This is a genomic window from Nonlabens sp. Ci31, assembly GCF_012974865.1.
Lineage (GTDB): Bacteria > Bacteroidota > Bacteroidia > Flavobacteriales > Flavobacteriaceae > Nonlabens.
In genome coordinates, this window is the sequence record NZ_CP043633.1 from 2,937,855 (window position 1) to 2,962,055 (window position 24,201).

Below are 24,201 nucleotides of genomic sequence, written 5' to 3' on the forward strand. Positions count from 1 at the left end.
TCAGTATATTTGTGTTTAAATAGCTGTTCCCTTGAAACAACAGAACAAACTTAAAATATTAAACGATCCCATCTACGGTTTTATTTCGATTCCTTCTGAAGAGATCTTTAAAATCGTTGAGCATCCTTATTTTCAGCGCTTGCGTAGAATTACCCAAATGGGTTTGAGCTACCTGGTATATCCAGGTGCACACCACACGAGGTTCCATCATGCATTAGGTTGCTTGCATCTAATGCAAAAATCGGTGCAAGTACTTCGATCTAAGTCGGTTGAGATATCAGATAAGGAAGAAGACGCGTTGTATAAAGCGATCTTATTACATGACATTGGACATGGCCCTTTCTCTCATACATTAGAATATCAAATTATTAATAAGGTGACACATGAGCAATTATCATGTCATTTTATGAATCATTTAAATACCGAATTTAACGGTAGTTTAACACTTGCTATTCAGATATTTAAGGGAGAATACCACCGCCCATTTATGCTAGAGCTCATATCTAGTCAACTGGATATGGACCGATTGGATTATTTGAAAAGAGATAGCTTTTACACAGGAGTGGCTGAAGGTAATATTAACAGTCAGCGTTTGATCACTATGCTTAATGTTGTAGATGATCAGTTAGTGGTTGAAGAAAAAGGTCTATACAGTGTAGAGAATTTCCTTTCAGGACGCAGGTTGATGTATTGGCAAGTTTACTTACATAAAACTGGAATAGGAGCAGAGCATTTATTACAGTCTGTAATTCAACGTATTAAAGAACTGATTGATAAAGGAATAAAGGTAGAACTGCCTAAGAATTTAGAATACTTCATTAATAATTCAAACCCGGATTTTAATACTAACACTAATGATCTTGAAAAATTTGCATCATTAGACGATTCAGATATTATTACTACCTTAAAGTTGGGGAAAGACCATAAGGACTTTGTTCTTAGCGAGTTGTGTACCATGATTTTAAATCGACAGTTGCTTAAAATTAAATTCACTAACAAACAAGTTGCTCCTAAAAAGGTGCAAAAACATCTTTATAAATTAATGCAAACTTATGAGCTGACAGAGCATGAAGCTTCTTATTTTGTGTTTTCTGGTTTTGTTGTTAACGTCGCTTACGCGAAAGCACAACCTATAAAAATATTGGATAAAAAAGGAAAATTAATAGAGCTCATCAAGGCTGGAAAAGAAGATAGTTTTAAAGCATTGCTCAAAGAAGTGAGAAAATATTACTGTTGTTATCCTAAGCTGCAAGATTGATATAAATTAGTACTTTTGCTACAATGAAATTTACCATCAAACAAATTGCCGAAATTCTAGAAGGAACTATTGAAGGAGACTCAAGCGTTGAAGTAAGTCAATTGTCAAAAATAGAAGATGGTACGTCTGGTAGCTTGAGCTTCCTTTCTAATACCAAGTATACACCTTATATTTACAAAACTCAAGCTAGTGCTGTAATTGTAAACAACGAGTTTATAGTGGAGCAACCTGTAACTTGTTCTTTGATTCGAGTGGAAGATGCTTACCTCGCTTTTACAAAACTATTAGAGTTTTATCAATTGGCTAAAATGAACAAACAAGGTATTGAACAACCCAGCTTTATTCATGAGACAGCATCTTATGGAGACCATCTATATGTAGCTGCTTTTAGTTATATAGGTGAAAACGTAAAAATAGGCAACAATGTAAAGATTTTTTCCAATGTCAACATTGGAGATAATGTGACTATAGGAGATAATTGTATTTTACATTCGGCAGTACAGATTAAATCTGATACCATAATAGGGAATCAGGTAGTTATTAATTCTGGTAGCGTAATAGGTTCAGATGGTTTTGGATTTGCGCCTAACAAAGATGGCACTTACACAAAAATACCTCAAACGGGTAATGTAATTATCGAAGATAATGTAGAGATAGGATCACTAACTACTATAGATAAGGCCACCTTGGGGAGTACGATCATTAGATCTGGGGTCAAATTAGATAATCAGATTCAAGTTGCCCATAATGTTGAAATAGGATCAAATACAGTAATCGCAGCTCAAACTGGAATTGCAGGATCAAGTAGAATAGGAAAGAATTGTAAGATCGGTGGACAAGTAGGTATCGCAGGTCATATAGTCATTGAAGATAATGTCAACATACAAGCACAAAGCGGTGTTGGCAGAAAATTAAAAGAAGGAACAACGGTTCAAGGCTCTCCAGCTTTTGATTATTCAGACTGGAATAGAAGCTACGTGTTATTTAAGAATTTAAGAAAAATAGAATCGAGAATTTCAAATCTTGAAAAAAAATAAGCATAAATGACGGTAACAGAATTTAAGCAAACGACCATAAAAGATGAAGTAACCTTGTCGGGTGTTGGTTTGCATACTGGTAAAGAAGTAACTTTAGTTTTTAAACCGGCCCCAGAAAATCATGGTTATGCTTTTCAAAGAGTCGATTTAGAAGGTAGTCCGGTAATTGAAGCATCTGCTAATTATGTTACAGATACTAAAAGAGGTACTACTCTAGATAAAAGGGGCGTGCAAATCAATACTTGTGAGCATGTACTCGCAGCTTTAGTAGGTTTAGAAATAGACAACTGTTTGATAGAAATAGATAGTAGTGAGCCACCAATCATGGATGGTTCTTCAAAATTCTTTGTTGAGGCCTTAGAAAAAGCAGGTAGGGTAGAACAAGAGCAGTTTAGAGAAGAATATGTGGTTCAAGAAAATATTTCCTACAAGGATGAAGAAACAGGTAGCGAGATTATCTTAATGCCTGCTGACTCCTATCAAATCACGGCAATGGTTGATTTTGGAACTAAAGTTTTAGGAACTCAAAACGCGACACTTCATAAAGTAAGCGACTTTAAAGAAGAGATTTCTAGTGCTAGAACATTTAGTTTTCTTCATGAAATTGAAATGCTTTTAGAACATGGATTGATAAAAGGTGGTGATCTTAATAACGCCATTGTTTATGTCGACAAAGAACTGTCAGAGAAAACAACAGAAAGCCTTAAAAAAGCATTCAAAAAAGATAATATTACCATTAGACCTAATGGAATTTTAGATAATCTAGAACTTCATCACCCTAATGAAGCTGCACGCCACAAGCTGTTAGATGTCATTGGTGATCTCGCCTTAATAGGCTATAAAATTAGAGGTAAAGTAATTGCCACTAAGCCGGGACATTTTGTCAACACTCAATTTGCGAAAAAAATGTCAAAAATTATTAAGAAGGATATTAAAGATAATGTACCTCAGGTAGATATTCGTAAGGAACCACTTATGGATGTAATGCAAATTATGGAGGTATTGCCGCACAGGCCCCCCTTTTTATTGATAGATAAGATATTTGAACTTTCTGATAGTCATGTAATTGGTTTGAAGAATGTAACAATGAATGAGCCCTTCTTCCTAGGTCATTTTCCTGGGCAGCCGGTAATGCCAGGAGTACTTATCGTAGAAGCCATGGCACAAACTGGTGGTATCTTAGTTTTGAGTACCGTTCCAGATCCAGAGAATTATTTGACTTTCTTTATGAAAATGGATAATGTAAAGTTTAAAAGAAAAGTATCCCCAGGTGATACCCTTATATTTAAATGTGATTTAATTTCTCCTATAAGAAGAGGGATTTGTCACATGCAAGCTTACGCTTACGCAAATGGCATCCTTTGTGCCGAAGCTGAGTTGATGGCACAAATTTCAAAAGTAAAATAATGAATCAACCACTAGCATACGTACATCCAGGAGCAAAAATTGCCAAAAACGTAGTTATAGAACCTTTTACAACCATTCATAACGATGTGGTTATCGAGGAAGGAACTTGGATAGGATCTAACGTGACCATCATGGAAGGTGCACGTATAGGTAAAAATGTAAGTATTTTCCCTGGTGCAGTAATAAGTGCCATTCCTCAAGATAAAAAGTTTGAAGACGAAGATACCCTAACTATAATAGGGGATAATACCACTATTAGAGAATGTGTGACCATTAATCGGGGTACTTCAGACCGAATGAAAACCGTGATAGGTAAAAACTGTTGGATCATGGCTTATTGCCACATTGCACACGATTGTATTGTTGGAGATAATTGTATTTTTTCTAATAATAGTACTCTTGCAGGTCATATTACAGTAGGAGATTATGTAGTACTAGCAGGTATGGCCGCTGTACAACAGTTTTGTCAGATAGGAAGCCATGCATTTGTAACCGGTGGATCTTTAGTTCGTAAGGATGTTCCTCCGTTTGTTAAAGCGGGTCGTGAGCCCTTAAGCTATGTAGGTATTAATTCTGTAGGCTTGCGTAGAAGAGGATTTGACTTGGAAAAAATCCGAGAAATTCAAGACATCTATCGCATTCTTTATCAAAAAAATTACAATGTTTCTCAAGGTGTAGAAATCATAGAGGCAGAAATGATTGCGACACCAGAGCGCGATGAAATATTAGAATTTATTAAAAACACAAAGCGAGGTATCATGAGAGGATACGTTAGTAAACAATAAGATATGGCAAGTACAAGCGACATTAGAAAAGGATTGTGTATTCATTACAATCACGATATTTTTAAAATTATTGAATTTCTTCATGTAAAACCTGGTAAAGGTCCTGCATTTGTAAGAACTAAATTAAAATCTGTAACTTCAGGAAAAGTGATTGATAATACATTTTCTGCTGGACATAAAATTGAAGAAATACGTGTAGAAACACATTCTTTTCAATTTTTATATAAAGATGGTGAGGGATATCACTTCATGAATACAGAGACTTATGAGCAAATTATACTGCAAGAAAATTCTTTGGATGCGCCTGGATTATTAAAAGAAGGGGAAGTAGTGAAAATTCAAATCAATACAGAAGATGATTCTCCATTGTCTGTAGATATGCCACAATACGTGATTCTTAAGGTAACCGCCACTGAACCAGGTCTTAAAGGAAATACAGCAACAAATGCATCTAAGCCAGCTACGGTAGAAACAGGTGCTGAAGTCAATGTTCCTTTATTTATCAATGAAGGTGATATCATTAGAATTGATACTGAAAAGGGGAACTATCACGAGAGAATGAAGCAATAAGTGAGATTTCCTAAAACATATCAACTTGCTGAAATAGCCGCAATTATCAATTGTGATTATGTGGGTGACGCATCCTTTCCTGTTTTGGGAATGAATGAAATTCATGTGGTGACCCCAGGCGATATTGTTTTTGTGGATCACCCTAAATACTATGATAAAGCATTGCAAAGTGCTGCTAGCATTGTGTTAATCAATAAACAAGTCGACTGTCCAAATGGCAAGGCATTACTTATTTCAGACGACCCTTTTAGAGATTTTAATAAGCTTACGCAGTATTTTGTTCCTTTTTTCGCTTTCGCGAAAGCGCAACTTCCCAAAAGTATAGGAGAACACTCCCACATTCATCCCAGCGCCACAATAGGTAGGGATGTAGAAATAGGAGATCACACCATTATACATGCAAATGTGAGTATAGGTGATCGATCTGTTATTGGTAATCACGTGATTATTAATGCCGGGGCGGTTTTAGGGGGTGATGCTTTTTATTACAAACGTCGTCCAGATGGCTATGATAAATTATTAAGTAATGGTCGTGTAGTCATTGAGGATCATGTAGAACTAGGCGCAAATACCACTATTGACCGTGGTGTTACAGGAGATACTACAATAGGCTATGGCAGTAAACTTGATAACCAAGTACAAATAGGGCATGATACCGTTTTAGGTAAACACGTTCTTATTGCCAGTCAGACAGGGATTGCAGGCTGTGTAGTTATAGAAGACGAAGTAACCATTTGGGGACAAGTAGGAATCACGAGCGGTGTAACAATAGGGAAGAAGGCAGTTATTTCTGCAAAGTCTGGAGTAAGTAAATCACTGGAAGGGAATAAAAATTATTTTGGTATTCCTGCAGATGATTTTAGAAGTAAATACAAGGAAATAGCAGCTATAAAACAAATTCCGGAAGCCTTAGAACTTCTTAAAAAAATGAATAAGCAATAGTTAATATTTTAATGAAAAGATAGAATTTTATTCTAGGTTAACATTTCATTCTTACCTAGTTTAGCACTCAATTAAAAGTTTTTATAAATGGCTGCAGCAGCAAAGAAAATAGTGCAAAAATTTTTAGATTCTGACGTGTTTGTTAACGTAGAAGAGTTTGATCATTACATACATAAAGATCTTAAAATGCACTGGCATGCAAGCTCTGGTTACAGAGAATTCAATTACGATGATTATTACAGACTTTGTCAGTCTACAGCAACTTCCTATGAAAGTATGAGGTCTGAGGTAACACATATGATCAGTGATAAAAAAGAAGTAGCAGCGAGATTTACCGTTTATGTAAGAACAAATGAAAATCCAAGAGAAGAGATTCCTGTAGGATATTTTATTTCTATCTTTAAATTAGAAGACGATAAAATAATAGAGGTGCATCAGACCAGTCACCCATCACAAGATTAAATTAAGAATACTCCATATAAATTATAAACAATGAGCGTTTTAGTAAACAAAGATTCTAAAATAATAGTACAAGGTTTTACCGGTAGTGAAGGTACCTTCCACGCAGGTCAAATGATAGATTACGGTACTAACGTAGTAGGTGGTGTTACCCCAGGAAAAGGTGGTCAAGAACATTTAGGTAAACCAGTTTTTAATACTGTTCAAGAAGCAGTAGAAAAAGCAGGAGCCGATGTATCCATCATTTTTGTACCCCCAGCTTTTGCTGCAGATGCTATTAAAGAAGCCGCAGATGCAGGTATCAAAGTAATCATTACCATTACAGAAGGTATTCCAGTAGCAGATATGGTTAAAGTTGCAGACTATATAAAAGATATGGACTGTCGCTTAGTAGGTCCTAACTGCCCAGGGGTGATTACTCCAGGAGAAGCAAAAGTAGGTATTATGCCAGGTTTTGTATTTAAAAAAGGAAAAATAGGTATTGTTTCCAAATCAGGAACGCTTACTTATGAGGCGTCAGACCAAGTTGTTAAACAGGGTTATGGTATTTCTACAGCAATAGGAATAGGTGGTGATCCAATTATAGGAACAACTACTAAAGAAGCTGTTGAACTTTTTATGAATGATCCAGAAACTGAAGCTATCGTTATGATAGGTGAAATAGGTGGACAGTTAGAAGCTGACGCAGCACATTGGATCAAAGCAACTGGTAACAAAAAACCTGTTATAGGCTTTATCGCTGGTGAAACTGCTCCTGCAGGTCGTACTATGGGGCACGCTGGTGCAATCGTAGGCGGGTCTGAAGATACTGCTCAAGCTAAAAAAGCAATCATGAAAGAATGTGGAATTCACGTGGTGGATTCTCCAGCCGAAATAGGTAAGAAAGTTGCCGAAGTTTTAGGATAAATTACACAAAGCCAGAATACGTAACATTGATTTGATACCCATTCTGGCTTTTATATATAACCAACCTCTTATGAAATTATTACAAGGTAAAAATGTAATCATTACTGGTGCCAGTCGTGGCATAGGTAAAGGTATTGCTGAAGTGTTTGCAAAACACGGAGCAAACATCGCTTTCACTTATGCAAGTTCTGAAGGCCCAGCGCTAGAGTTAGAGAAGGAACTTACCGCTTTAGGAGTTAAAGCAAAAGCATATAAAAGTAACGCAGCCGACTTTACGGAGTCACAAGAACTTATTGATGTTGTTACAAAAGATTTTGACAGTATTGATGTATTGATAAATAATGCAGGTATCACTAAAGACAATCTCTTGATGAGAATGAGCGAGGTTGATTTTGATACAGTAATTCAAGTCAACTTAAAGTCTGTTTTTAACATGACCAAAGCAGTACAACGCACCATGTTAAAGCAACGTCACGGTAGTATTATTAATATGAGCAGTATTGTAGGCGTGAAAGGAAATGCTGGACAGACCAATTATGCGGCTAGTAAAGCAGGGATTATAGGTTTTAGCAAATCAGTTGCTTTGGAATTAGGATCGCGTAACATACGTTGTAATTCTATTGCTCCTGGTTTTATAGAAACAGAAATGACAGATGCTCTTAATGAAGAAACAGTGCAGAGCTGGAGAAATGCAATCCCATTGAAACGTGGTGGTACTCCAGAAGATGTTGCAAACGCCTGTGTATTCCTTGCTAGTGATCTTTCTACTTACATTACCGGACAGACACTACACGTAGATGGCGGGATGTTAACCTAAAAAAATAATTTCATGACCGTATTCTGGATGATTATTGCTGCAGTAGTAGCTGCGTTAATTGCTCTTTTTCAATACGGTTATATAGGTACTTCTAAAAATACCAAAAGAAAACCTTGGTTTGCGTTATTGCGCTTTCTCACGGTTTTTTTTATTTTATTGTTATTCATTGCCCCTAGATTTGACTCTAAAACTTATGAATCGCTCTTGCCTCAATTGGTAATTATGGTAGATGATTCTAAATCTATGGACTATTTAGGGGCGGCGAGTACTGTTCAAAAGGATTTGGAATTATTACAAGAAAATGAGGAACTAAATTCAAAATTTGAGATTCAAAGCTTCCAGTTTTCTGACGTTATTCAACCTTTAGATTCTTTAGGTTTTAATCAATCAGATACCGACATAGGCAAAGCGATTGAGCAACCTCAAGAGCTTTTTAAGAATAGAAATAAAGCTGTCGTCATTCTTACAGACGGTAACCAGACTAGTGGAAACAGCTATGCGTATGCTCTACTGGATGATAAAACCAGTTTGTATCCAGTTATTTATGGTGATACGACTTCCTATTCAGATGTACAGATCACTACTATTAACGTGAATAGGTATTCCTACCTTAACAATGAGTTTCCAGTAGAGGTATTTGTAGCATATCAAGGTACTGAAGAGGTGATTCTAAGCTTTACAGTAACTCAAGGAACCAAAACATTGCACAAGGAATCATTTTCGTTTGATGCAAAAAAAAGAGCTGCTATTGCGAGTTTTAATTTAACGAGCACTTCTGTGGGAACACAATCAATGCTCGCGACCATACAAACCCTATCTAAGGAGAAGAACACAAAAAATAATTACCGAAGTTTTGCAGTAGAAGTAATTGATCAACAAACTAGTGTGCTTCTTTTAAGCGATCAATTGCATCCAGATATAGGAGTGCTAAAGAAAGCGATAGAATCCAATCAACAACGTAAGGTAACCATCAAAAACACCTCTGATTCTTACGATTTCAATGAGTACAATTTGGTAGTGATGTATGGGGTGAGTTCGGCTTTTGCCAAAGCGTATACCCAAAAAGACCAATGGAATAAAAACACTTGGATCATCACAGGAGTTGATCCTGATTTGAATTACATGAATGCCAATAACCCTGTATTTCAAATAGAGGCAAGTAATGAATACGATGAGGCGCAGCCTATTCTCAATGACTCCTATGCCACTTTCAATTTAGAGAAACTCAATTTTGAAGATTATCCGCCAGTTAAGGTACCTTTTGGTGATATGATATTTAATACCAATGTAGATGTTCTTTTTTATAAGCAAATAGGAAGTATTGCGACTACACAACCTATATGGTTTACCTATGAAAACAACGATTCTAAACATGCGGTAACCTTAGCGAGTGGTTTATGGAGGTGGAGAGGCCAAAGTTTTCTTAATAATAAGGACTTTAAAAATTTTGATGACCTAGTAAGTAGTCAAGTTCAGTATCTTGCAAATAGTAAAAAGAGAAATAGATTAGAAGTACTTTATGAGTCTTTTTATTATCAGAATAAAGCCGTTGTTATTAATGCTCAATACCTCGATAAGAATTATGAGTTTGAAGATAATGGTATCTTAAATATGAATTTAAGAAATAAGGATACTGAAGAAATAGTCACCAGACCTTTTGTGTTGAGTGGTAATACTTATACCGTAGATTTAAGTGGTTTGAATCATGGGGATTATACCTTTACAGTTCAAATAGAGAATGATCAATTATCTCGTTCTGGATCTTTTAGTATTTTAGATTACGATATTGAAAAGCAACAGGTAAATGCCAGTGATGTTGGTATGAAAAAGTTGGTGGGATCGTCAAATGTTTTTTATCAAGGACAGGTGGATCAGTTGATGACTCGATTAAATAGTGACCCATTATTACAAACAGTAGAAAGAGCAACCATAAAGCAAAATAGTCTAATAGACTGGAAAGTGGTATTGGTAATGATCCTTTTATTGTTAGGTTTAGAATGGTTTTTAAGAAAATATAACGGATTAGTTTAAAAAAGAAGATTATGCAAAAATTACCCAAAGCGGCAGTATTAACCTTAGTAGGTTTAGTGATACTAGCAATTATTATTATCAAAAGTTCAGTCATTATTGAGTCTGGGCAGGCAGGTGTTTTATTTAAAACTCTTGACAATGGTGTGGATAGAGAAAACACTTATGGTGAAGGATTTCACATTATTGCGCCGTGGAATGACATGATCATTTATCCTGTAAGACAGCTTTCAGTAAGTGATAAAATGAGAGTGCTTTCTGTTAACGGTCTAGAAGTTACTGTAGATGGTACGGTATGGTACCAACCACAATACAACAAATTACCTTACTTACATCAAGAAAAAGGACGTAATTACGAGTCTGCGATTCTTGCTCCAGCCATTAGTGCTGCCGCTAGAAGTGTGGTAGGACGTTATACTCCAGAGCAACTGTACTCTAGTAAAAGAGATGTTATTCAAAATGAAATTCTTGAAGAAGTCCAAAAAGAATTGTCCTCCCAATATATTCAAGTGAATAAAGTATTGGTAGAAGATGTAACCTTACCGGTTAAAATTAAAGAGGCTATCGAGCGTAAATTACGTCAGGAACAAGAATCTTTAGAATATGAATTTCGTCTTACCAAAGCATCTAAAGAAGCTGAAAGACAAAGAATCGATGCCGAAGGAAAAGCAGTAGCTAACAAAATTCTAAGCGCATCTTTAACTGATAAAATTTTAAAGGAAAAAGGAATTGAAGCTACCTTACAACTGTCTCAATCGCCTAATTCTAAAGTTATTGTTATAGGTGGCGGTGAAAACGGTGGTTTACCTATCATACTAGGGAATCAGTAAAAGACTCCGATTTCAATAGATTTTAAAAAAAGTCCCATTTCATAACTTATGAAATGGGACTTTTTATGTTTGTAAAAGTGGCCTACCACGAGCTGTTTCAAGGTAGTCAATAGCAAGTGTCTTAAAAAAGTACTTGTGGCAATAACTCATATAGCTACTCGAGACCAGTGATGCTACCGGTATATACGGGTGTCTGCTAATCCTGCGATGATCCATTTAACATCGATAAAGAAAAGTGTAAACCTATTGGTTTCCAAATGCGCTAAGAAGTTATTGTAATAAAATTCATAGGTGGTTGTTACGGTCGCTATTTGTGTATCTCCGACAAAACTAATTTGATAAGTCGTTCTTCAAAAGGGATACTGTCTGGAATACTAACGATTTTTATAAGAAGCTGTGATGCTTCAGTCGTGCTTAATTTGTGGTCTTCTCTAGTTATAGATATAGTTGTCAGCGGTATATTCATACGTCTGGATTTTTTTAATGCAGTGGAGTCTTGTGCCTAAAAATGCTTAAAAAGGTTTTACGGCATCTATAGCAGTAGGCTTTTCAATGGTTACAGTGGTAGAATCTTGTGGTAGAGTTTGTTGAGAGTTTGCTTTCGCGAAAGCGAGAACGCAAATAATAGGGATTAGAAGTCTCCTGTTGTTTCAGTTTAATTGCGCTGTAATAGTAGTACTTTTGCTACACTTAAAACAAGTATTATGTCAACTGCAAAGAAGCAATATAAAAGAGTCACCGTAAAATCACTAACGGAGATGAAGGGGAATAACGAGAAAATATCGATGTTAACCGCTTATGATTATACTATGGCAAAAATCATTGATAGCGCTGGTATAGATGTGATTCTTGTAGGTGATAGTGCCAGTAATGTAATGGCAGGACATGAAACAACTTTACCTATTACGCTGGACCAAATGATTTATCATGCGAGCAGTGTGGTAAGAGGTACAGAGCGTGCTCTAGTAGTAGTTGATTTACCTTTCGGTAGTTATCAGAGTGATCCCAAAGAGGCGTTGCGCAGTGCCATACGCATCATGAAAGAAAGTGGCGGTCACAGTGTGAAATTAGAAGGTGGAAGCGAAGTTAAAGAATCTATCAAACGTATTCTTCATGCAGGTATTCCAGTAATGGGTCACTTAGGACTCACGCCACAGTCTATTTATAAATTTGGAACGTACACGGTACGAGCAAAAGAAAAGGAGGAAGCCGATAAACTTATTGAAGATGCCCTTGCTATGGAACGTATGGGTTGTTTTGCTTTGGTATTAGAAAAAGTGCCGGCAGCACTTGCAAAACAAGTAGCAGACCAGCTTACCATTCCAGTAATAGGAATAGGAGCGGGCGCTGGAGTAGATGGACAGGTTTTAGTCTCTCACGACATGTTTGGTATGACGCATGAATTTAATCCTCGTTTTTTACGTCGTTATTTAAACCTTTATGAAGATATGGGTAACGCAGTAGCAAATTATGTGAAAGATGTAAAAGCAGAGGACTTTCCTAATGACGAGGAGCAGTATTAAATTCTAAATTACCGATTGCCTATTGGTATAAGGTGATACTAAATTATTTTATTGAATAAAATGCTGGAATGGGTGGGTTATCAACCTAAACCTTTAGTCTCGATAGCTTCTGTACGGGGAAAGGTTTCTGAGAATAAGTACAGCCGAAACACTTTACCCAACTTAAAGGGGATATTTCTCAATAAAATCTGAATTTGGAAAATCCTTCCCGCAAGGGAATTTTGAGATGAGTGTTGGCAGTGATTGTAGTACTAAAAGTAACCATTAGTTTTTAGCTCCATAAGCTTTTGTAATTATTAAAAATCTTAATGCTTGGTTCCAGTACTTAATACTTCATCTTGTTCATTACTTGTGAATACTAAACTTAAGAACGCTTTAACAACTTCTTCAAGTTCTTTATTTTTAAAAATTACAATCAAAGACATTCATGGGAACATTTATAATAGAAGGCGGTCATCAATTAAAAGGAGATATACATCCGCAAGGAGCTAAAAACGAAGTACTTCAAATACTTTGTGCAGTTTTATTAACGGACCAGCCGGTAGAAATTAATAACGTTCCAGACATAATCGATGTGAATAAACTCATCGCTTTGTTGAACAACTTAGGTGTGAAAGTGACTAAAAACGGTCCAGAATCGTACACTTTCCAGGCAGATAATATCAATCTGGACTGGTTACAGTCGGAAGAATATAAAACTCAAGGGCGCGGTCTGAGAGGTTCTATCATGTTAGTGGGGCCGTTATTAGCACGTTTTGGAAAAGGTTATATTCCACGCCCAGGCGGTGATAAAATAGGCCGTCGCAGATTAGATACCCACTTTGAAGGTTTTATCAAATTAGGAGCAAAATTCAGATACAATAAAGAAGAGTATTTCTATGGAGTAGAGGCAGATGAGCTTCACGGAGCCTACATGTTACTGGATGAGGCTTCGGTAACAGGAACAGCAAACATCGTTATGGCCGCTGTCCTTGCCAAAGGACAAACAACGATCTATAACGCCGCTTGTGAACCTTACCTACAGCAACTCTGCAAAATGCTCGTGCGTATGGGTGCCAACATATCTGGTATAGGATCTAACATGTTGATCATTGAAGGTGTAGAAAAATTAGGAGGCACGACACATCGCGTACTTCCAGATATGATTGAGATAGGAAGCTGGATAGGTCTTGCTGCGATGACTAAATCTGAAGTGACTATTAAAAATGTAGCTTATGACGAGCTGGGAAATATTCCTAATACCTTTAAAAAATTAGGAATTACCGTAGAGCGCAAAGGAGATGATATTTACATTCCTGCTCATAAAGATGGGTACGAAATCCAGAATTACATCGACGGTTCTATTTTGACCATTTCTGATGCACCTTGGCCAGGTTTTACTCCAGATTTACTGAGTATTGTTTTGGTGGTGGCTACACAGGCTAGAGGTAGTGTGCTCATACACCAGAAGATGTTTGAAAGCCGTTTGTTCTTCGTAGATAAATTGATTGATATGGGGGCAAAAATCATTCTTTGTGATCCACATAGAGCTACTGTTATTGGTCATGATTTTCAATCTCAGTTAAAGTCTACGACTATGACTAGTCCAGATATTAGAGCAGGTATCTCGTTACTTATAGCAGCATTAAGTGCAAAAGGCACGAGTACGATCCACAATATTGAGCAAATTGACCGAGGCTACCAAAATATAGATACTAGGTTAAGAGCGATAGGAGCTAAGATCGAGCGGTTGAATTAACTTTAATGATTTAGTATTTCAATTTTTAATCCCTTGACATTGAGTAGCGGAGCAAAAGCGATTCTAGTATTGATTCTGATCTAGGTGATGCTTCCGCGTCATGCCTTTTGGCAACCAAGAAAGCGCAACCACTATAAAAAGTGAGGTATTAAAGAACATCTTGCTTTTATAGAATTAGACAGGTTTTTATTATTTCTATTTTAAATGAACTGCTAGCTGGTACGGAAATCATTCTATATCAATGTCTTTGAAAGTTAAAATTGATTCAAGCGACCTATTTATTACAGTTCTTTTAACCTAAAATAACTTTTTAGAATACAGATTGGGCAAGGAATTTGATATCTTTCAATTATGAAAAATATTGTCGCATTCATTTTTATTTTTTCTTTAGGTATTTCTGTTGCTCAGGAAATCCCTAAAACGACTCCACGTACTATAGAACCGGTACCTCAAACTACTTCGGGTGGATCGATGTTATTTCCAGAAAAGAAGGAGACAAAAACCTATACCAGACCTAAAGACAACAACGAAATCAAAATGCGTATAGAAACGGATTTGGTGGATCCAGGAATTAAATACGAAAAACAAAAATTTAAAAGAGATGCTCCAGTTGGTGCGGGATTTAAAAGTGATACTTTCTTAGGAGAGATCAGAACTGGCGAGAAAATATTACGCCTTATTTGTAGAGATCATCAATTTGAAGATGGAGATATGGTTCGTATCTGGCAAGATGATAAAATACTAGTGGATAAGATTTATCTAAGAAATGTCTATCAAGGGGTAAGCATACCACTTAAAGACGGTTTTAATAAATTAGAAATAGAAGCATTAAATCAAGGTACTTCAGGTCCCAATACAGCCGAGTTCAAGGTAATGGATTCCAAAGGGAAAGTCATCCAACAAAACATATGGAATCTGGCTGCCGGAGTAAAAGCAACCTTGATCATTCTAAAGAATGAGTAATTCTACCTTTAGGAAAAATACAACTGAATAGCTGTTTTACTTCTTCTGCTGCTAGTTAAAGCAAGCTAACATCAATAGTTGGTATTCCCATAAAGAGCACATTTATTCCGTGGTTATGAGTTCCGTAATTTCCACAACTTTTTCACCTTTTAAATCGTCTATTGTAAAATCTCCTATACGCACACGGGCTAATCGCAATACAGGAAAGCCTACCGCAGCACACATTTTACGTACTTGCCTAAATTTACCTTCTTTTAAAGTTACAGACACCCAGCTTGTTGGACCATGTCGGTCATCTCTGACCCGTTGACGTGTTTTTGGTAAAAAGGGTTGGTGATCTAAAATACGAGCTTGACACTCTTTAGTTAAGTAGTTACTGCCGTTGATACTGATCTCCATACCCGTAATCATTTTTTCAACAGCTTCGGGAGTTATCGTGCCGTCTACTTGAGCATAATATTCCTTTTCTACTTTCCCTCTTTTATTAATAATGTTGCTGAGTTGGCCGTCTGTTGTAATCATTAATAAGCCTTCACTGGTTTCATCCAGTCTTCCTACCGCCATACTTTCTGTTGGGAAATCATAAAGATCGCCTAGAAAGTTCTTGTTTTTTTGATGCCTGTCGTTCGTCATAAACTGACTGAGCATTTTATAAGGTTTATAGATTAAGAAGTGGCGGTGATCCATTCAGCAAAGTTCCTAAATTCCTACTCAAATCCTAAATAAATATTAATTAAATCTTACGTAATACTTACCTGGTAATTAAATGATACACTCATATTATGAAAAAGCTGCTATTACTTTCCTTTATCCTACTCATCACCTCCTGTCAAAAAGCAGCAGAACAGTACTCGTTAAAGCCCAGTAACTGGAGACTTGTTTTTGATTTAGGAGACAATAACCAACTACCTGTAAAAATCACAGTAAATGAAGATCAAACCATTACTATAAAAAATGCTAACGAAGAAATCTTAGTTACCGAAGTAGCCATTGAAGGAGATTCTATTTTTATAAAACCGCCAGTTTTTGAAGGTTATTTTAAAGGTAAGTTTGAGTCTTATAGTTTAATTACAGGCGTCGATATAAAACCTAGTCTGGATTGAATAGTACCATTTCAATTAAATGCGGGAAAAGAATATCGTTTTGATGAAACAAATAATAAAGGTATCGCAACCGATATGTCTGGAAACTATCAAACTGTTTTTAGTCCAGATAGTAAACTAGATCGATACATGGCAAAAGGTGTATTTAATCAAAAGGGAAACGAAGTAACGGGAACATATGAAACAACAACTGGAGATTATAGGTTTTTAGAAGGTTCCATTATAAATCATACTTTAAAATTATCCACATTTGATGGGGCGCATGTATTCCTATTTGAAGCGGTGGTAAAAGACAGTGTTTTGGAGGGAGTCTTTTATAGTGGTAATCACTGTTGGGAACCTTTTACAGCTGTTCTAAATAATGAATACAACTTACCAGATGCAAAAGAATTGACTTTTTTAAAAGAAGGCTCTGATTCTATTGACTTTAGTTTTAAAGATACTAATGGCAATATAGTCAGCTTGAATGATCCAGAATTTAAAGATCAGGTAGTTATTGTCCAGCTTTTAGGAAGTTGGTGTCCTAACTGTCTCGAAGAAACACGATTCTATCAAGAATACATCAACTCTCGACAACCTGATGTTAAATTTATAGGACTCGCTTTTGAATATGAGGTTCTGAAAAAGAAGCATTTAATTCTATTGATCGTTTGATTGCAGCTGAAAATGTTACCTATCCTATACTTTTAGCGCAATACGGCTTTACAGATAAGAAAACCGCTAACGAAAAACTACCTATGCTAGATCACATACTATCTTATCCTACCAGTATTTACATAGATAGATTTGGAAAAGTAAGACGTATACATACCGGTTACAATGGACGCGCCACTGGACAGAAATATGAGAAATTTAAAGAGGAGTTTTACCAATTAATGGAACAGTTGCAAAGCGACAATTAAAATAAATCGCGCATGATATTTGGTGGAATTACCAGCTCTTGCTCTTTCATATTAATCGGAATACGCACCAGTTTCAATAGCTTCAACCCAGATTTTGTAAGCACATCGCGTAGTTCTCCTATTTTTGCATTGGTCAGTTGAATACTTAAAATAGAAGGCTTCCCTTTGGTATTATGATGGGGGATTAAAGAAAGCAATTGTTTTCTTTTATTTTTACACAAACGTTCTAACTGCACGTCGAGATAGCTAGCACCTAGGTTATGCTTTAAAGCCATCCACAATTTTGTAAAAGTGGTGGTGCTTACTTTTTCTTCCATAATCACATAATATTGTTGTACTAAGTTTCTCATAACATTTTTTTTAACCGTTGAGTAAGTCATTCTTTTTAAAATCTATTCCTTTTCTAATCAAATAAGCATCTGGTATGTCGTGTGCCTATTCTGGTAAAATAAGCCTTATTAAAATTCGGCTTATAGGAAAAATTAATCCCACGACTAGTGCAGTTACAAAAGGTATCCCATCGTGATTAAAGCCTATTAAAGAGGTGAAAGCAATCAATGGCCTTACGCCCTATAATTTAGAAAGAAAGGCATGTGTGTAAGTCTCCTTTTTAAATTTCACCTTAATGATGATATAACAGGTGATTTCTATCTCCAAAATGATATAAATAGAAACGCTATTATTGGCGATAAGTTGTGGGTATAATATCCAGGCAGTAAAACCTATAGAAAGCCAAAATACCATATAGCTCAGACGGTCCATTCTTCTTAGTTGAGCACTAGGAATTCCTTGTTTGTGAGCGACTATACCACCGAGAATTTTAGAAACCAGTCCCAAATACATGAGAATTATTACAGTTATTTTAGAAGCATCATCGACAAAATAGGCTAGTGTTAAAATGATCGGAGCTAAGAGCAGTCTAAATAATATCAATGCTTTTGGAATATGCATAAGTTCCTTTATTTGGAATGCTCAAATCTATCGCGTTATTTCGAAGATCATTTGCGTTAACTCCTAATGTTGTATTTTTATTTTTGTGAAAAATGCAAAATGAATAAACAAGAGCTTGTTATTACCCGCTTTCGCGAAAGCCTAACAGAATCATCATCTTTTATACAACAAGTAGCCGACGTGCTAGAAATAAGTTATGACGCTGCTTATAGGCGTATTCAAGGCAAAGCAAAGCTGTCTATAGAGGAAGCCATGCAATTAGCGCAAAAAGGACAGTTTTCATTAGATAATATTTTAGTCGAAGATTTAAAATTAAGTGCCTTAGGAGAAGCAACTCCTCATGTGAATTCCATAAAAAGTATGGAAATTTACCTTGCCGAAACGATCCAAAACTTGTCTCAATTGGGTAAAGATGGGGTTCGTTTTGAATACAGCGCTAAGGATATTCCTGTCTATCACCATTTTGATGCTAGTGAGTTGTCCAGGTTCAAGATGTATGTATGGCTGCAATTAATGGATCCTAACTTTACCGAAACTCGCTATGAAAACTTTCATTTAAGCTTAGAGCTCAAGACATATATGAAAGAAATCAACAAATTGATAAGTCGATTTGAAGTTTGTGAAATATGGAATGATACTACGGTGAGCAGCAGTCTTAAGCAAGTGGATTACTTTTTAACTGCTGGATTGTTACCTCTTTCTGATGCTAAGATATTGTGTCAGGACATTATGAAGTTGGTAAAGCAAAGACAAAAAGATTTAGCCAGTGATAGGTATGATATACATTACCACGAGTTATTGATCATGACTAATAATTCTATAACTTATAAGCACGGTCAACCAGCAGCCGGTTTTGTGACCATGACCATGCTGGGGTATATCAAATTTACCGCTAGTAATATGTTGGGTCGCATTCAAGGGTACTTCAAACACCAACTCAAACAATCTACTTCGTTGAGTAAGGCTTCCACTAAAGAAAGAGCGCGATTTTTCAATAAAATAGAACAAAAAATAAACGCTCTAGAACAATCTCTAGAGCGTTATGAACTATTGGATTTTTAAAAATCTATTTGATAAAGCTCAGGAGCAATCTATTGAGTTCGTCTTTGTGAGTGAGGTATAAACCATGAGGGCCACCTTTAATAATTTCTAACTTAGAACCTTTTACTAATTGATGTCCTTGTTGAGAACTAGGTGCTGAAGGAACAATGTTATCGGCATCTCCGTGAATGAATAGAGTGGGGACTTGGATAGCCTTTAATTCCTTACGTAAATCTGTTCTACCGAAGGAATTGATACAATCCAAAGTTCCTTTAGGACTAGCATCTATTGCGATTTGAAAGTTGTAATCTAATTGTCCTTGAGAAATACGGTCTTTATAATCTTTATAATTGACAAAGCTTTCACCAAAAGCTTTTAAAAAACCAGCACGGTCATTTTTCACATTTTCTTCCATTCCTTTAAAGACTTCGTCAGGAGCTCCATCGGGATTGTCATCTGTTTTTAATAGATAAGGAGCTACAGAACTGATAAAAATAAGCTTGCTAATTCTACTGGTTCCATATGTTTCTGCATACTGTCCTAACTCACCACCGCCCATGGAAAACCCAACCAAAACAATATCTTTTAAATCTAATTTTTCAATCAAATCATGTAAATCTTCTGTCATGGATTTATAATCATAACCAAAATAAGGCCTAGAAGAACGACCAAAACCGCGACGATCATAAATAATCACACGATAACCAGCTTCTACTAAAACAGGAACTTGGTATTCCCACATGGCACTACTTAATGGCCATCCATGAACTAAAACGATCGGTTGACCGCTTCCATGATCTTCATAGTAGATGCTTACATTGTTATCTTTTTGAGCTGTAGTCTTTATTAAATTTGGCATTTTTTATTTTTTATTAGTTACAATTTAAAACAAAATAAATGGTATTCTAATAAGTAAATGTGAAAAAGGAAAGCTTTATCAAATTTAAATTTGCCATTAAAAGACAACTATACCTTGTTAATTTTTCTTAGACTCATAAGGTTTCAAATACCAATAATCAGCAACATAACTATTATAATGGGCAATAAAAACAGAATAATATTTACATAAGATTCAAGTTGATCACTATTGGTATAATACCTTTTAAGTAAGGTTTACATAGGGAGATAAAAAAAGTAATTACGTATAAATGAAAACATCAATATTAGAAATATAATAAAGGTAATCATGTAAAGCTTGGTAAAGGAAGAGAACTTCTTATTGCTTAAACCTGCTAAAAAAGAACCCAATAAGAGCCCTGTCCATAAAACAATAGAGAGCAAATCTATTAAACCGAAAACATAATAGGTGTCATGAATATTAATATCCATAGACGAGTCTGCTATGCTAAGTTGATTTACATAGCCATACTAATAGCTATAATCAGTAAGCTCAGATAAAATTCAGTTCTATAAAATCTGGAAAGCACTACTTATAATTCTATAGATCCCTTTCCTTCACGCAAAAGAACAGGCTCATCACCTGTAAGGTCAATAACTGTTGAACCTATGTTACCACCGAAACCGCCGTCGATCACATAATCCACTAGTTTGTCCCATTTTTCGGCAATAAGACTTGGATCTGTGGTGTATTCTATAACTTCATCATCATCTTTAATAGAAGTAGAGATAATTGGATTTCCTAATAATCGTACCAACTCTGTAGCGATCTTATTATCTGGCACACGTATTCCTACTGTTTTCTTTTTCTTAAATACAGAAGGTAAATTATTATTCCCTGGTAAAATAAAGGTATAAGGACCTGGTAGATTACGTTTGAGAATTTTAAAAGTATGAGAATCAATTTGACTGGCGTAATCGCTTAGATTACTCAAGTCTTCACAGATAAAAGAAAAGTTGGCCTTTTCTAGTTTGACTCCTTTGATTCGGGCTATCTTTTCTAGTGCCGTTTTATTGGTAATATCACAACCTAAACCATAGACGGTATCAGTGGGATAAATAACTAAAGCACCGTCTCGCATAGCATCTGCCATACGTTTTAAGTCCTTTTGGTTAGGATTATCTTCGTATATTTTAATCAATTGTGCCATATTAATATTGCGGATTAAAAAATGATTTGATAGGAATCCAAAGAAAGGCTAAAGCGATAATAGCAATGAGAATGCGTATCCAAAACTTCAAATTACTATTGCCTGAATTGGGCACTACATCATATTTATATTTACCGTTGTGATCTATTTTTATAGAAATAGAATTTTTAGTGGAGTCAGAGTTTGCTTTCTGATTTTTTAAAAATAGCATCCATCCCAACACAAAAAGCCCAGAAACAATAACAATTGTTAAGGTGCTTTGCAGGCTGTATTGCAGTAATTGCTGCGATGTAATTAGAGTATAATTCAAATCCATGTTTTATATTAGGTTAAATTTAATCAATAAAATTGATTAATCAGCAGCTTTTACTGCGCTTTATGTTTTAAAAGGCCTACAGCGCCTTGTTGTTGAATGTTTTATTTCTTCTTGACCAATAGTGTTAGGTTTAGATTATTTGATATTGTGATTTCTATTTTAGAGTATTTTATTTGTCTCGCTTTCGCGAAAGCCTGCCACAAATAATTTTTTGATCATTTAGTATCAATTCGAGAATACTGATTATGGAATTACAGCCAACTCATCAACTTTTTAACCCTACTCAACTTATGAGTATAGGGTGCGTATTTAACTGGTAAATCAATCCAAGTACCTCTATGTACCACGCTTTTGTAATGAGAAAACACTTCAAAAGTTTTCTTACCGTGATAAGAGCCGATGCCGCTGTTGCCGACACCACCAAAGGGAAGCCTATCATTTAGAAACTGAACAATGCTATCGTTAATAACACCACCGCCAAAAGCAAATCGCTTGATGAACCACATTTCAAATTTAGAATCGCCAGTAAAGCAGTAAGCGCCCAAAGGTTTTTCAAAACTATCGATCCATTGTTCCAAATCTTCTTTTGTGGAATAGGTGATCACGGGTAGTAGAGGGCCAAAAATCTCATTCCCCATTATTTTAGTATCTCTAGATGGTTCATCAACAAGGGTAGGAGCTATATACAGTGCATCTCTATCGTGGTCGCCACCTTCGATTAGAATTTCTCCTTCCAACATACCAATAAGTTCGTCAAAATGATTCTCTCTAATAATTCTAGGGAAATCTGCCGATTCTTTTACGTTGGTACCGAAGAATACGTGAATTTGTTTTTTAATTTCAGTAACCAGTTGATCTTTAATGCTTTTGTGTACCAGTAAGTAATCTGGTGCGATACAGGTCTGACCTGCATTGAGAAACTTAGACCAAACGATACGTTTTGCCGTTACCCTGATATTTGCACTTTCATGGACCACACATGGATTTTTACCACCTAATTCTAATGTCACTGGTGTAAGATGTTTTGCTGCTGCTTGATAAATTAATTTACCTACTGCTGGACTCCCAGTAAAAAAGATATAATTCCAAGGCAGGGTAGTGAGCTCTTGTGCAACTTTTGAATCTCCTAAAGCGACAGAAACATGTGCCTCGTCAAATGCTTCTTCTATGATTTCCTGTAACAATTTACTCGTCGCATTGGAGAATTCGCTAGGTTTTAAAACTACTGTATTTCCTGCGGCTACAGCACCTATTAATGGAGCTAAAGCAAGTTGAAAAGGATAGTTCCAGGGCGATATAATCAAGGTATTTCCATAGGGCTCTGGGTATCTTCTTGCCTTAGAGGGAAAGTTGAGTACAGAAGCCCTAACTCTTTTAGGTTGAGACCATTTACTTGTTCTGTAAATGTATTTTTTAAGCTCATCTATAATCACATTATACTCCGTAAGAAAGGCTTCAAATTCGCTCTTACCGAGATCATCTGCGAGTGCTTTGTAAACTTGTTGTTCCCGACTTTCTATCACTTTTTTGAGCCTTTGAAGGCTTTCAACACGGTATTTTAGATCTTGTGTCTTACGCGTCTTAAAAAAATCTTGTTGGGCTTTATGGAGCTGTTCTACATTCATCATGATAATAAGGTATTAGTAAAAAGGGAATTCGCTTTTAAGTGATGGTTCTCTAACTTTTGGTCTTGAAGCCAGGTCAAGAATTTATGGATTCCATCAGAATTCATTTGGCCCCAATGCTCGTGATCTCCTAAAACAGCACAAGTCATTATTATAGATTTCTGTAGATCCATGTTCTTATCTTTTTCTGGAACTAGAGCCTTTAAGAATTCTGCAGCCTTCTCAGGATATTCTTGCGCGTAGAAAAAACCCTTTTTAGTGGCTTTTAAAAATGATCTTAATGCGACTTCTTTTGTGGAAATGGTATGTTCAGAGCAACTGATCACAGGAGAATATGAGTAAGGAATACCGTAGTCCTTTAATTGGAACAATACCAACTCGGTATTCTGTTGTGCTGCCTGAACACCTTCCCAATTGGTAAAGATCCAAGTGGCTTGAACTTGATCCTTTTCTATGGTTTCCCAAATACCTAATTTATCTGGGTAAACGCATTCTATCATTCCTTTTCCACCATCATTTTTGATCATTTGTTTCACTATAGCATCTTCGTAGCGGGCCTTATAAGAAGCATAAGTGGTATGATCTAAATCTTTAGGAGACCTAATCCCTGTACCAGATTTACAAGCTATTGCACTAAGATCTTCTTGAAATAGGGCTGCAATTGCAATTAGATCAAAAGCATTTGATTTTGTTTGATAACTCATCACACTCTCCAGCGGACACAAAGCCATATCTACTTGGCCTAGTTCCACTTTCTTTGCAGGGGTGAGCTCGTAATTATCTTGTGAAGGATCTATAATTTCTACCAATAAGTCTTCATTTGCGTAGTACCCCAATTCTTGAGCTATAAAAAACCCAATGTGATTTGCATTTGGCGTCCAGTCTAGAGCTATTTTTAACGATGTCATCGATTGATTTTCAAATTAAAAACCAATTTACACCAAAGAACACC

The 24,201-nt window shown here is 36.0% G+C and carries 27 protein-coding genes; 18 read left to right on the top strand and 9 right to left on the bottom strand.

The genetic code is table 11. From position 1 onward, the window contains the following. Nucleotides 1-31: 31 nt before the first annotated feature. The 11 genes from F0365_RS12925 (at nucleotide 32) to F0365_RS12975 (ending at nucleotide 11,039) form a co-directional block, all read left to right on the top strand. Nucleotides 32-1,258 (top strand): HD domain-containing protein, encoded by a 1,227-nt coding sequence (locus F0365_RS12925; protein WP_169934069.1) that lies wholly within the window; start codon nucleotides 32-34, stop codon nucleotides 1,256-1,258. 23 nt (nucleotides 1,259-1,281) lie between these two features. Continuing rightward, nucleotides 1,282-2,295 carry a UDP-3-O-(3-hydroxymyristoyl)glucosamine N-acyltransferase gene (lpxD, locus tag F0365_RS12930; protein ID WP_169934070.1) on the top strand — a complete coding sequence of 338 codons (1,014 nt, stop codon included), beginning with the start codon at nucleotides 1,282-1,284 and terminating at the stop codon, nucleotides 2,293-2,295. 6 nt (nucleotides 2,296-2,301) lie between these two features. After that, nucleotides 2,302-3,702 (top strand): bifunctional UDP-3-O-[3-hydroxymyristoyl] N-acetylglucosamine deacetylase/3-hydroxyacyl-ACP dehydratase, encoded by a 1,401-nt coding sequence (locus tag F0365_RS12935; RefSeq protein WP_169934071.1) that lies wholly within the window; start codon nucleotides 2,302-2,304, stop codon nucleotides 3,700-3,702. After that, nucleotides 3,702-4,487, top strand: a complete 786-nt coding sequence (gene lpxA, locus F0365_RS12940) for an acyl-ACP--UDP-N-acetylglucosamine O-acyltransferase (protein ID WP_169934072.1) — start codon at nucleotides 3,702-3,704, stop codon at nucleotides 4,485-4,487. The genes F0365_RS12935 and lpxA overlap by 1 nt, the downstream gene beginning before the upstream one ends. Nucleotides 4,488-4,490: 3 nt before the next feature. After that, entirely contained in the window at nucleotides 4,491-5,057 is a 567-nt protein-coding gene (efp, locus tag F0365_RS12945) for an elongation factor P (RefSeq protein ID WP_169934073.1), read from the top strand. After that, nucleotides 5,058-5,999 carry a UDP-3-O-(3-hydroxymyristoyl)glucosamine N-acyltransferase gene (locus F0365_RS12950; RefSeq protein ID WP_169934074.1) on the top strand — a complete coding sequence of 314 codons (942 nt, stop codon included), beginning with the start codon at nucleotides 5,058-5,060 and terminating at the stop codon, nucleotides 5,997-5,999. 87 nt (nucleotides 6,000-6,086) lie between these two features. Then, nucleotides 6,087-6,461, top strand: a complete 375-nt coding sequence (locus tag F0365_RS12955) for a nuclear transport factor 2 family protein (RefSeq protein ID WP_169934075.1) — start codon at nucleotides 6,087-6,089, stop codon at nucleotides 6,459-6,461. A gap of 30 nt (nucleotides 6,462-6,491) precedes the next feature. Beyond that, nucleotides 6,492-7,364, top strand: coding sequence for a succinate--CoA ligase subunit alpha (sucD, locus tag F0365_RS12960; RefSeq protein WP_169934076.1), 873 nt, complete (start codon nucleotides 6,492-6,494; stop codon nucleotides 7,362-7,364). Between the two features lie 70 nt (nucleotides 7,365-7,434). Next, a complete protein-coding gene (gene fabG / locus F0365_RS12965) occupies nucleotides 7,435-8,181 on the top strand; it encodes a 3-oxoacyl-[acyl-carrier-protein] reductase (protein ID WP_169934077.1) in 747 nt (248 codons plus the stop codon). Nucleotides 8,182-8,193: 12 nt separating this feature from the next. Then, nucleotides 8,194-10,212, top strand: a complete 2,019-nt coding sequence (locus tag F0365_RS12970; RefSeq protein WP_169934078.1) for a hypothetical protein — start codon at nucleotides 8,194-8,196, stop codon at nucleotides 10,210-10,212. Nucleotides 10,213-10,223: 11 nt separating this feature from the next. Next, entirely contained in the window at nucleotides 10,224-11,039 is an 816-nt protein-coding gene (locus tag F0365_RS12975) for a prohibitin family protein (RefSeq protein ID WP_169934079.1), read from the top strand. Between the two features lie 307 nt (nucleotides 11,040-11,346). On the opposite strand, the gene F0365_RS12980 is transcribed toward F0365_RS12975, so the two are convergent. After that, complete coding sequence (locus F0365_RS12980) at nucleotides 11,347-11,505, bottom strand: hypothetical protein (RefSeq protein ID WP_169934080.1); 159 nt, start codon at nucleotides 11,503-11,505, stop codon at nucleotides 11,347-11,349. 238 nt (nucleotides 11,506-11,743) lie between these two features. Between F0365_RS12980 and panB the strand changes: the two genes are divergently transcribed. The 3 genes from panB (at nucleotide 11,744) to F0365_RS12995 (ending at nucleotide 15,263) form a co-directional block, all read left to right on the top strand. Next, nucleotides 11,744-12,562 (top strand): 3-methyl-2-oxobutanoate hydroxymethyltransferase, encoded by an 819-nt coding sequence (gene panB, locus F0365_RS12985; protein WP_169934081.1) that lies wholly within the window; start codon nucleotides 11,744-11,746, stop codon nucleotides 12,560-12,562. A gap of 427 nt (nucleotides 12,563-12,989) precedes the next feature. Then, the gene (murA, locus tag F0365_RS12990; RefSeq protein ID WP_169934082.1) at nucleotides 12,990-14,300 is read left to right on the top strand and encodes a UDP-N-acetylglucosamine 1-carboxyvinyltransferase; all 1,311 of its coding nucleotides are present in this window, start codon (nucleotides 12,990-12,992) and stop codon (nucleotides 14,298-14,300) included. Between the two features lie 351 nt (nucleotides 14,301-14,651). Beyond that, nucleotides 14,652-15,263 (top strand): hypothetical protein, encoded by a 612-nt coding sequence (locus F0365_RS12995; protein WP_169934083.1) that lies wholly within the window; start codon nucleotides 14,652-14,654, stop codon nucleotides 15,261-15,263. A 102-nt stretch (nucleotides 15,264-15,365) separates the two neighbouring features. On the opposite strand, the gene F0365_RS13000 is transcribed toward F0365_RS12995, so the two are convergent. Continuing rightward, a complete protein-coding gene (locus tag F0365_RS13000; RefSeq protein ID WP_169934084.1) occupies nucleotides 15,366-15,950 on the bottom strand; it encodes a pseudouridine synthase in 585 nt (194 codons plus the stop codon). A gap of 95 nt (nucleotides 15,951-16,045) precedes the next feature. On the opposite strand from F0365_RS13000, the gene F0365_RS16570 reads away from it, so the two are divergent. From F0365_RS16570 to F0365_RS16580, 3 genes are all read left to right on the top strand, one after another. Continuing rightward, complete coding sequence (locus F0365_RS16570; RefSeq protein WP_240961670.1) at nucleotides 16,046-16,366, top strand: hypothetical protein; 321 nt, start codon at nucleotides 16,046-16,048, stop codon at nucleotides 16,364-16,366. Between the two features lie 75 nt (nucleotides 16,367-16,441). Beyond that, nucleotides 16,442-17,020 carry a TlpA family protein disulfide reductase gene (locus F0365_RS16575; RefSeq protein ID WP_240961671.1) on the top strand — a complete coding sequence of 193 codons (579 nt, stop codon included), beginning with the start codon at nucleotides 16,442-16,444 and terminating at the stop codon, nucleotides 17,018-17,020. Next, nucleotides 17,017-17,268: a hypothetical protein gene (locus F0365_RS16580; RefSeq protein ID WP_240961673.1), complete on the top strand. Its 252-nt coding sequence runs from the start codon at nucleotides 17,017-17,019 to the stop codon at nucleotides 17,266-17,268. Before F0365_RS16575 ends, F0365_RS16580 begins: the two co-directional genes overlap by 4 nt. Here F0365_RS16580 and F0365_RS13010 read toward each other — a convergent pair. Then, on the bottom strand, nucleotides 17,265-17,618 hold the full coding sequence (locus F0365_RS13010; protein ID WP_169934085.1) for a hypothetical protein: 354 nt from the start codon (nucleotides 17,616-17,618) through the stop codon (nucleotides 17,265-17,267). The genes F0365_RS16580 and F0365_RS13010 overlap by 4 nt on opposite strands. A gap of 220 nt (nucleotides 17,619-17,838) precedes the next feature. Further along, nucleotides 17,839-18,219 (bottom strand): CDP-alcohol phosphatidyltransferase family protein, encoded by a 381-nt coding sequence (locus F0365_RS13015; protein ID WP_169934086.1) that lies wholly within the window; start codon nucleotides 18,217-18,219, stop codon nucleotides 17,839-17,841. A gap of 99 nt (nucleotides 18,220-18,318) precedes the next feature. On the opposite strand from F0365_RS13015, the gene F0365_RS13020 reads away from it, so the two are divergent. After that, the gene (locus F0365_RS13020; protein ID WP_169934087.1) at nucleotides 18,319-19,281 is read left to right on the top strand and encodes a hypothetical protein; all 963 of its coding nucleotides are present in this window, start codon (nucleotides 18,319-18,321) and stop codon (nucleotides 19,279-19,281) included. 4 nt (nucleotides 19,282-19,285) lie between these two features. Here F0365_RS13020 and F0365_RS13025 read toward each other — a convergent pair whose 3' ends face one another. From F0365_RS13025 to F0365_RS13045, 5 genes are all read right to left on the bottom strand, one after another. Next, nucleotides 19,286-20,119 carry an alpha/beta fold hydrolase gene (locus tag F0365_RS13025; RefSeq protein WP_169934088.1) on the bottom strand — a complete coding sequence of 278 codons (834 nt, stop codon included), beginning with the start codon at nucleotides 20,117-20,119 and terminating at the stop codon, nucleotides 19,286-19,288. 571 nt (nucleotides 20,120-20,690) lie between these two features. Beyond that, on the bottom strand, nucleotides 20,691-21,308 hold the full coding sequence (locus tag F0365_RS13030) for an L-threonylcarbamoyladenylate synthase (protein ID WP_169934089.1): 618 nt from the start codon (nucleotides 21,306-21,308) through the stop codon (nucleotides 20,691-20,693). Between the two features lies 1 nt (nucleotide 21,309). Further along, nucleotides 21,310-21,624 (bottom strand): hypothetical protein, encoded by a 315-nt coding sequence (locus tag F0365_RS13035; RefSeq protein ID WP_206071281.1) that lies wholly within the window; start codon nucleotides 21,622-21,624, stop codon nucleotides 21,310-21,312. 251 nt (nucleotides 21,625-21,875) lie between these two features. After that, on the bottom strand, nucleotides 21,876-23,252 hold the full coding sequence (locus F0365_RS13040) for an aldehyde dehydrogenase (protein WP_317169824.1): 1,377 nt from the start codon (nucleotides 23,250-23,252) through the stop codon (nucleotides 21,876-21,878). Next, complete coding sequence (locus F0365_RS13045) at nucleotides 23,249-24,157, bottom strand: ABC transporter substrate-binding protein (RefSeq protein WP_169934091.1); 909 nt, start codon at nucleotides 24,155-24,157, stop codon at nucleotides 23,249-23,251. Before F0365_RS13045 ends, F0365_RS13040 begins: the two co-directional genes overlap by 4 nt. Nucleotides 24,158-24,201 lie beyond the last annotated feature (44 nt).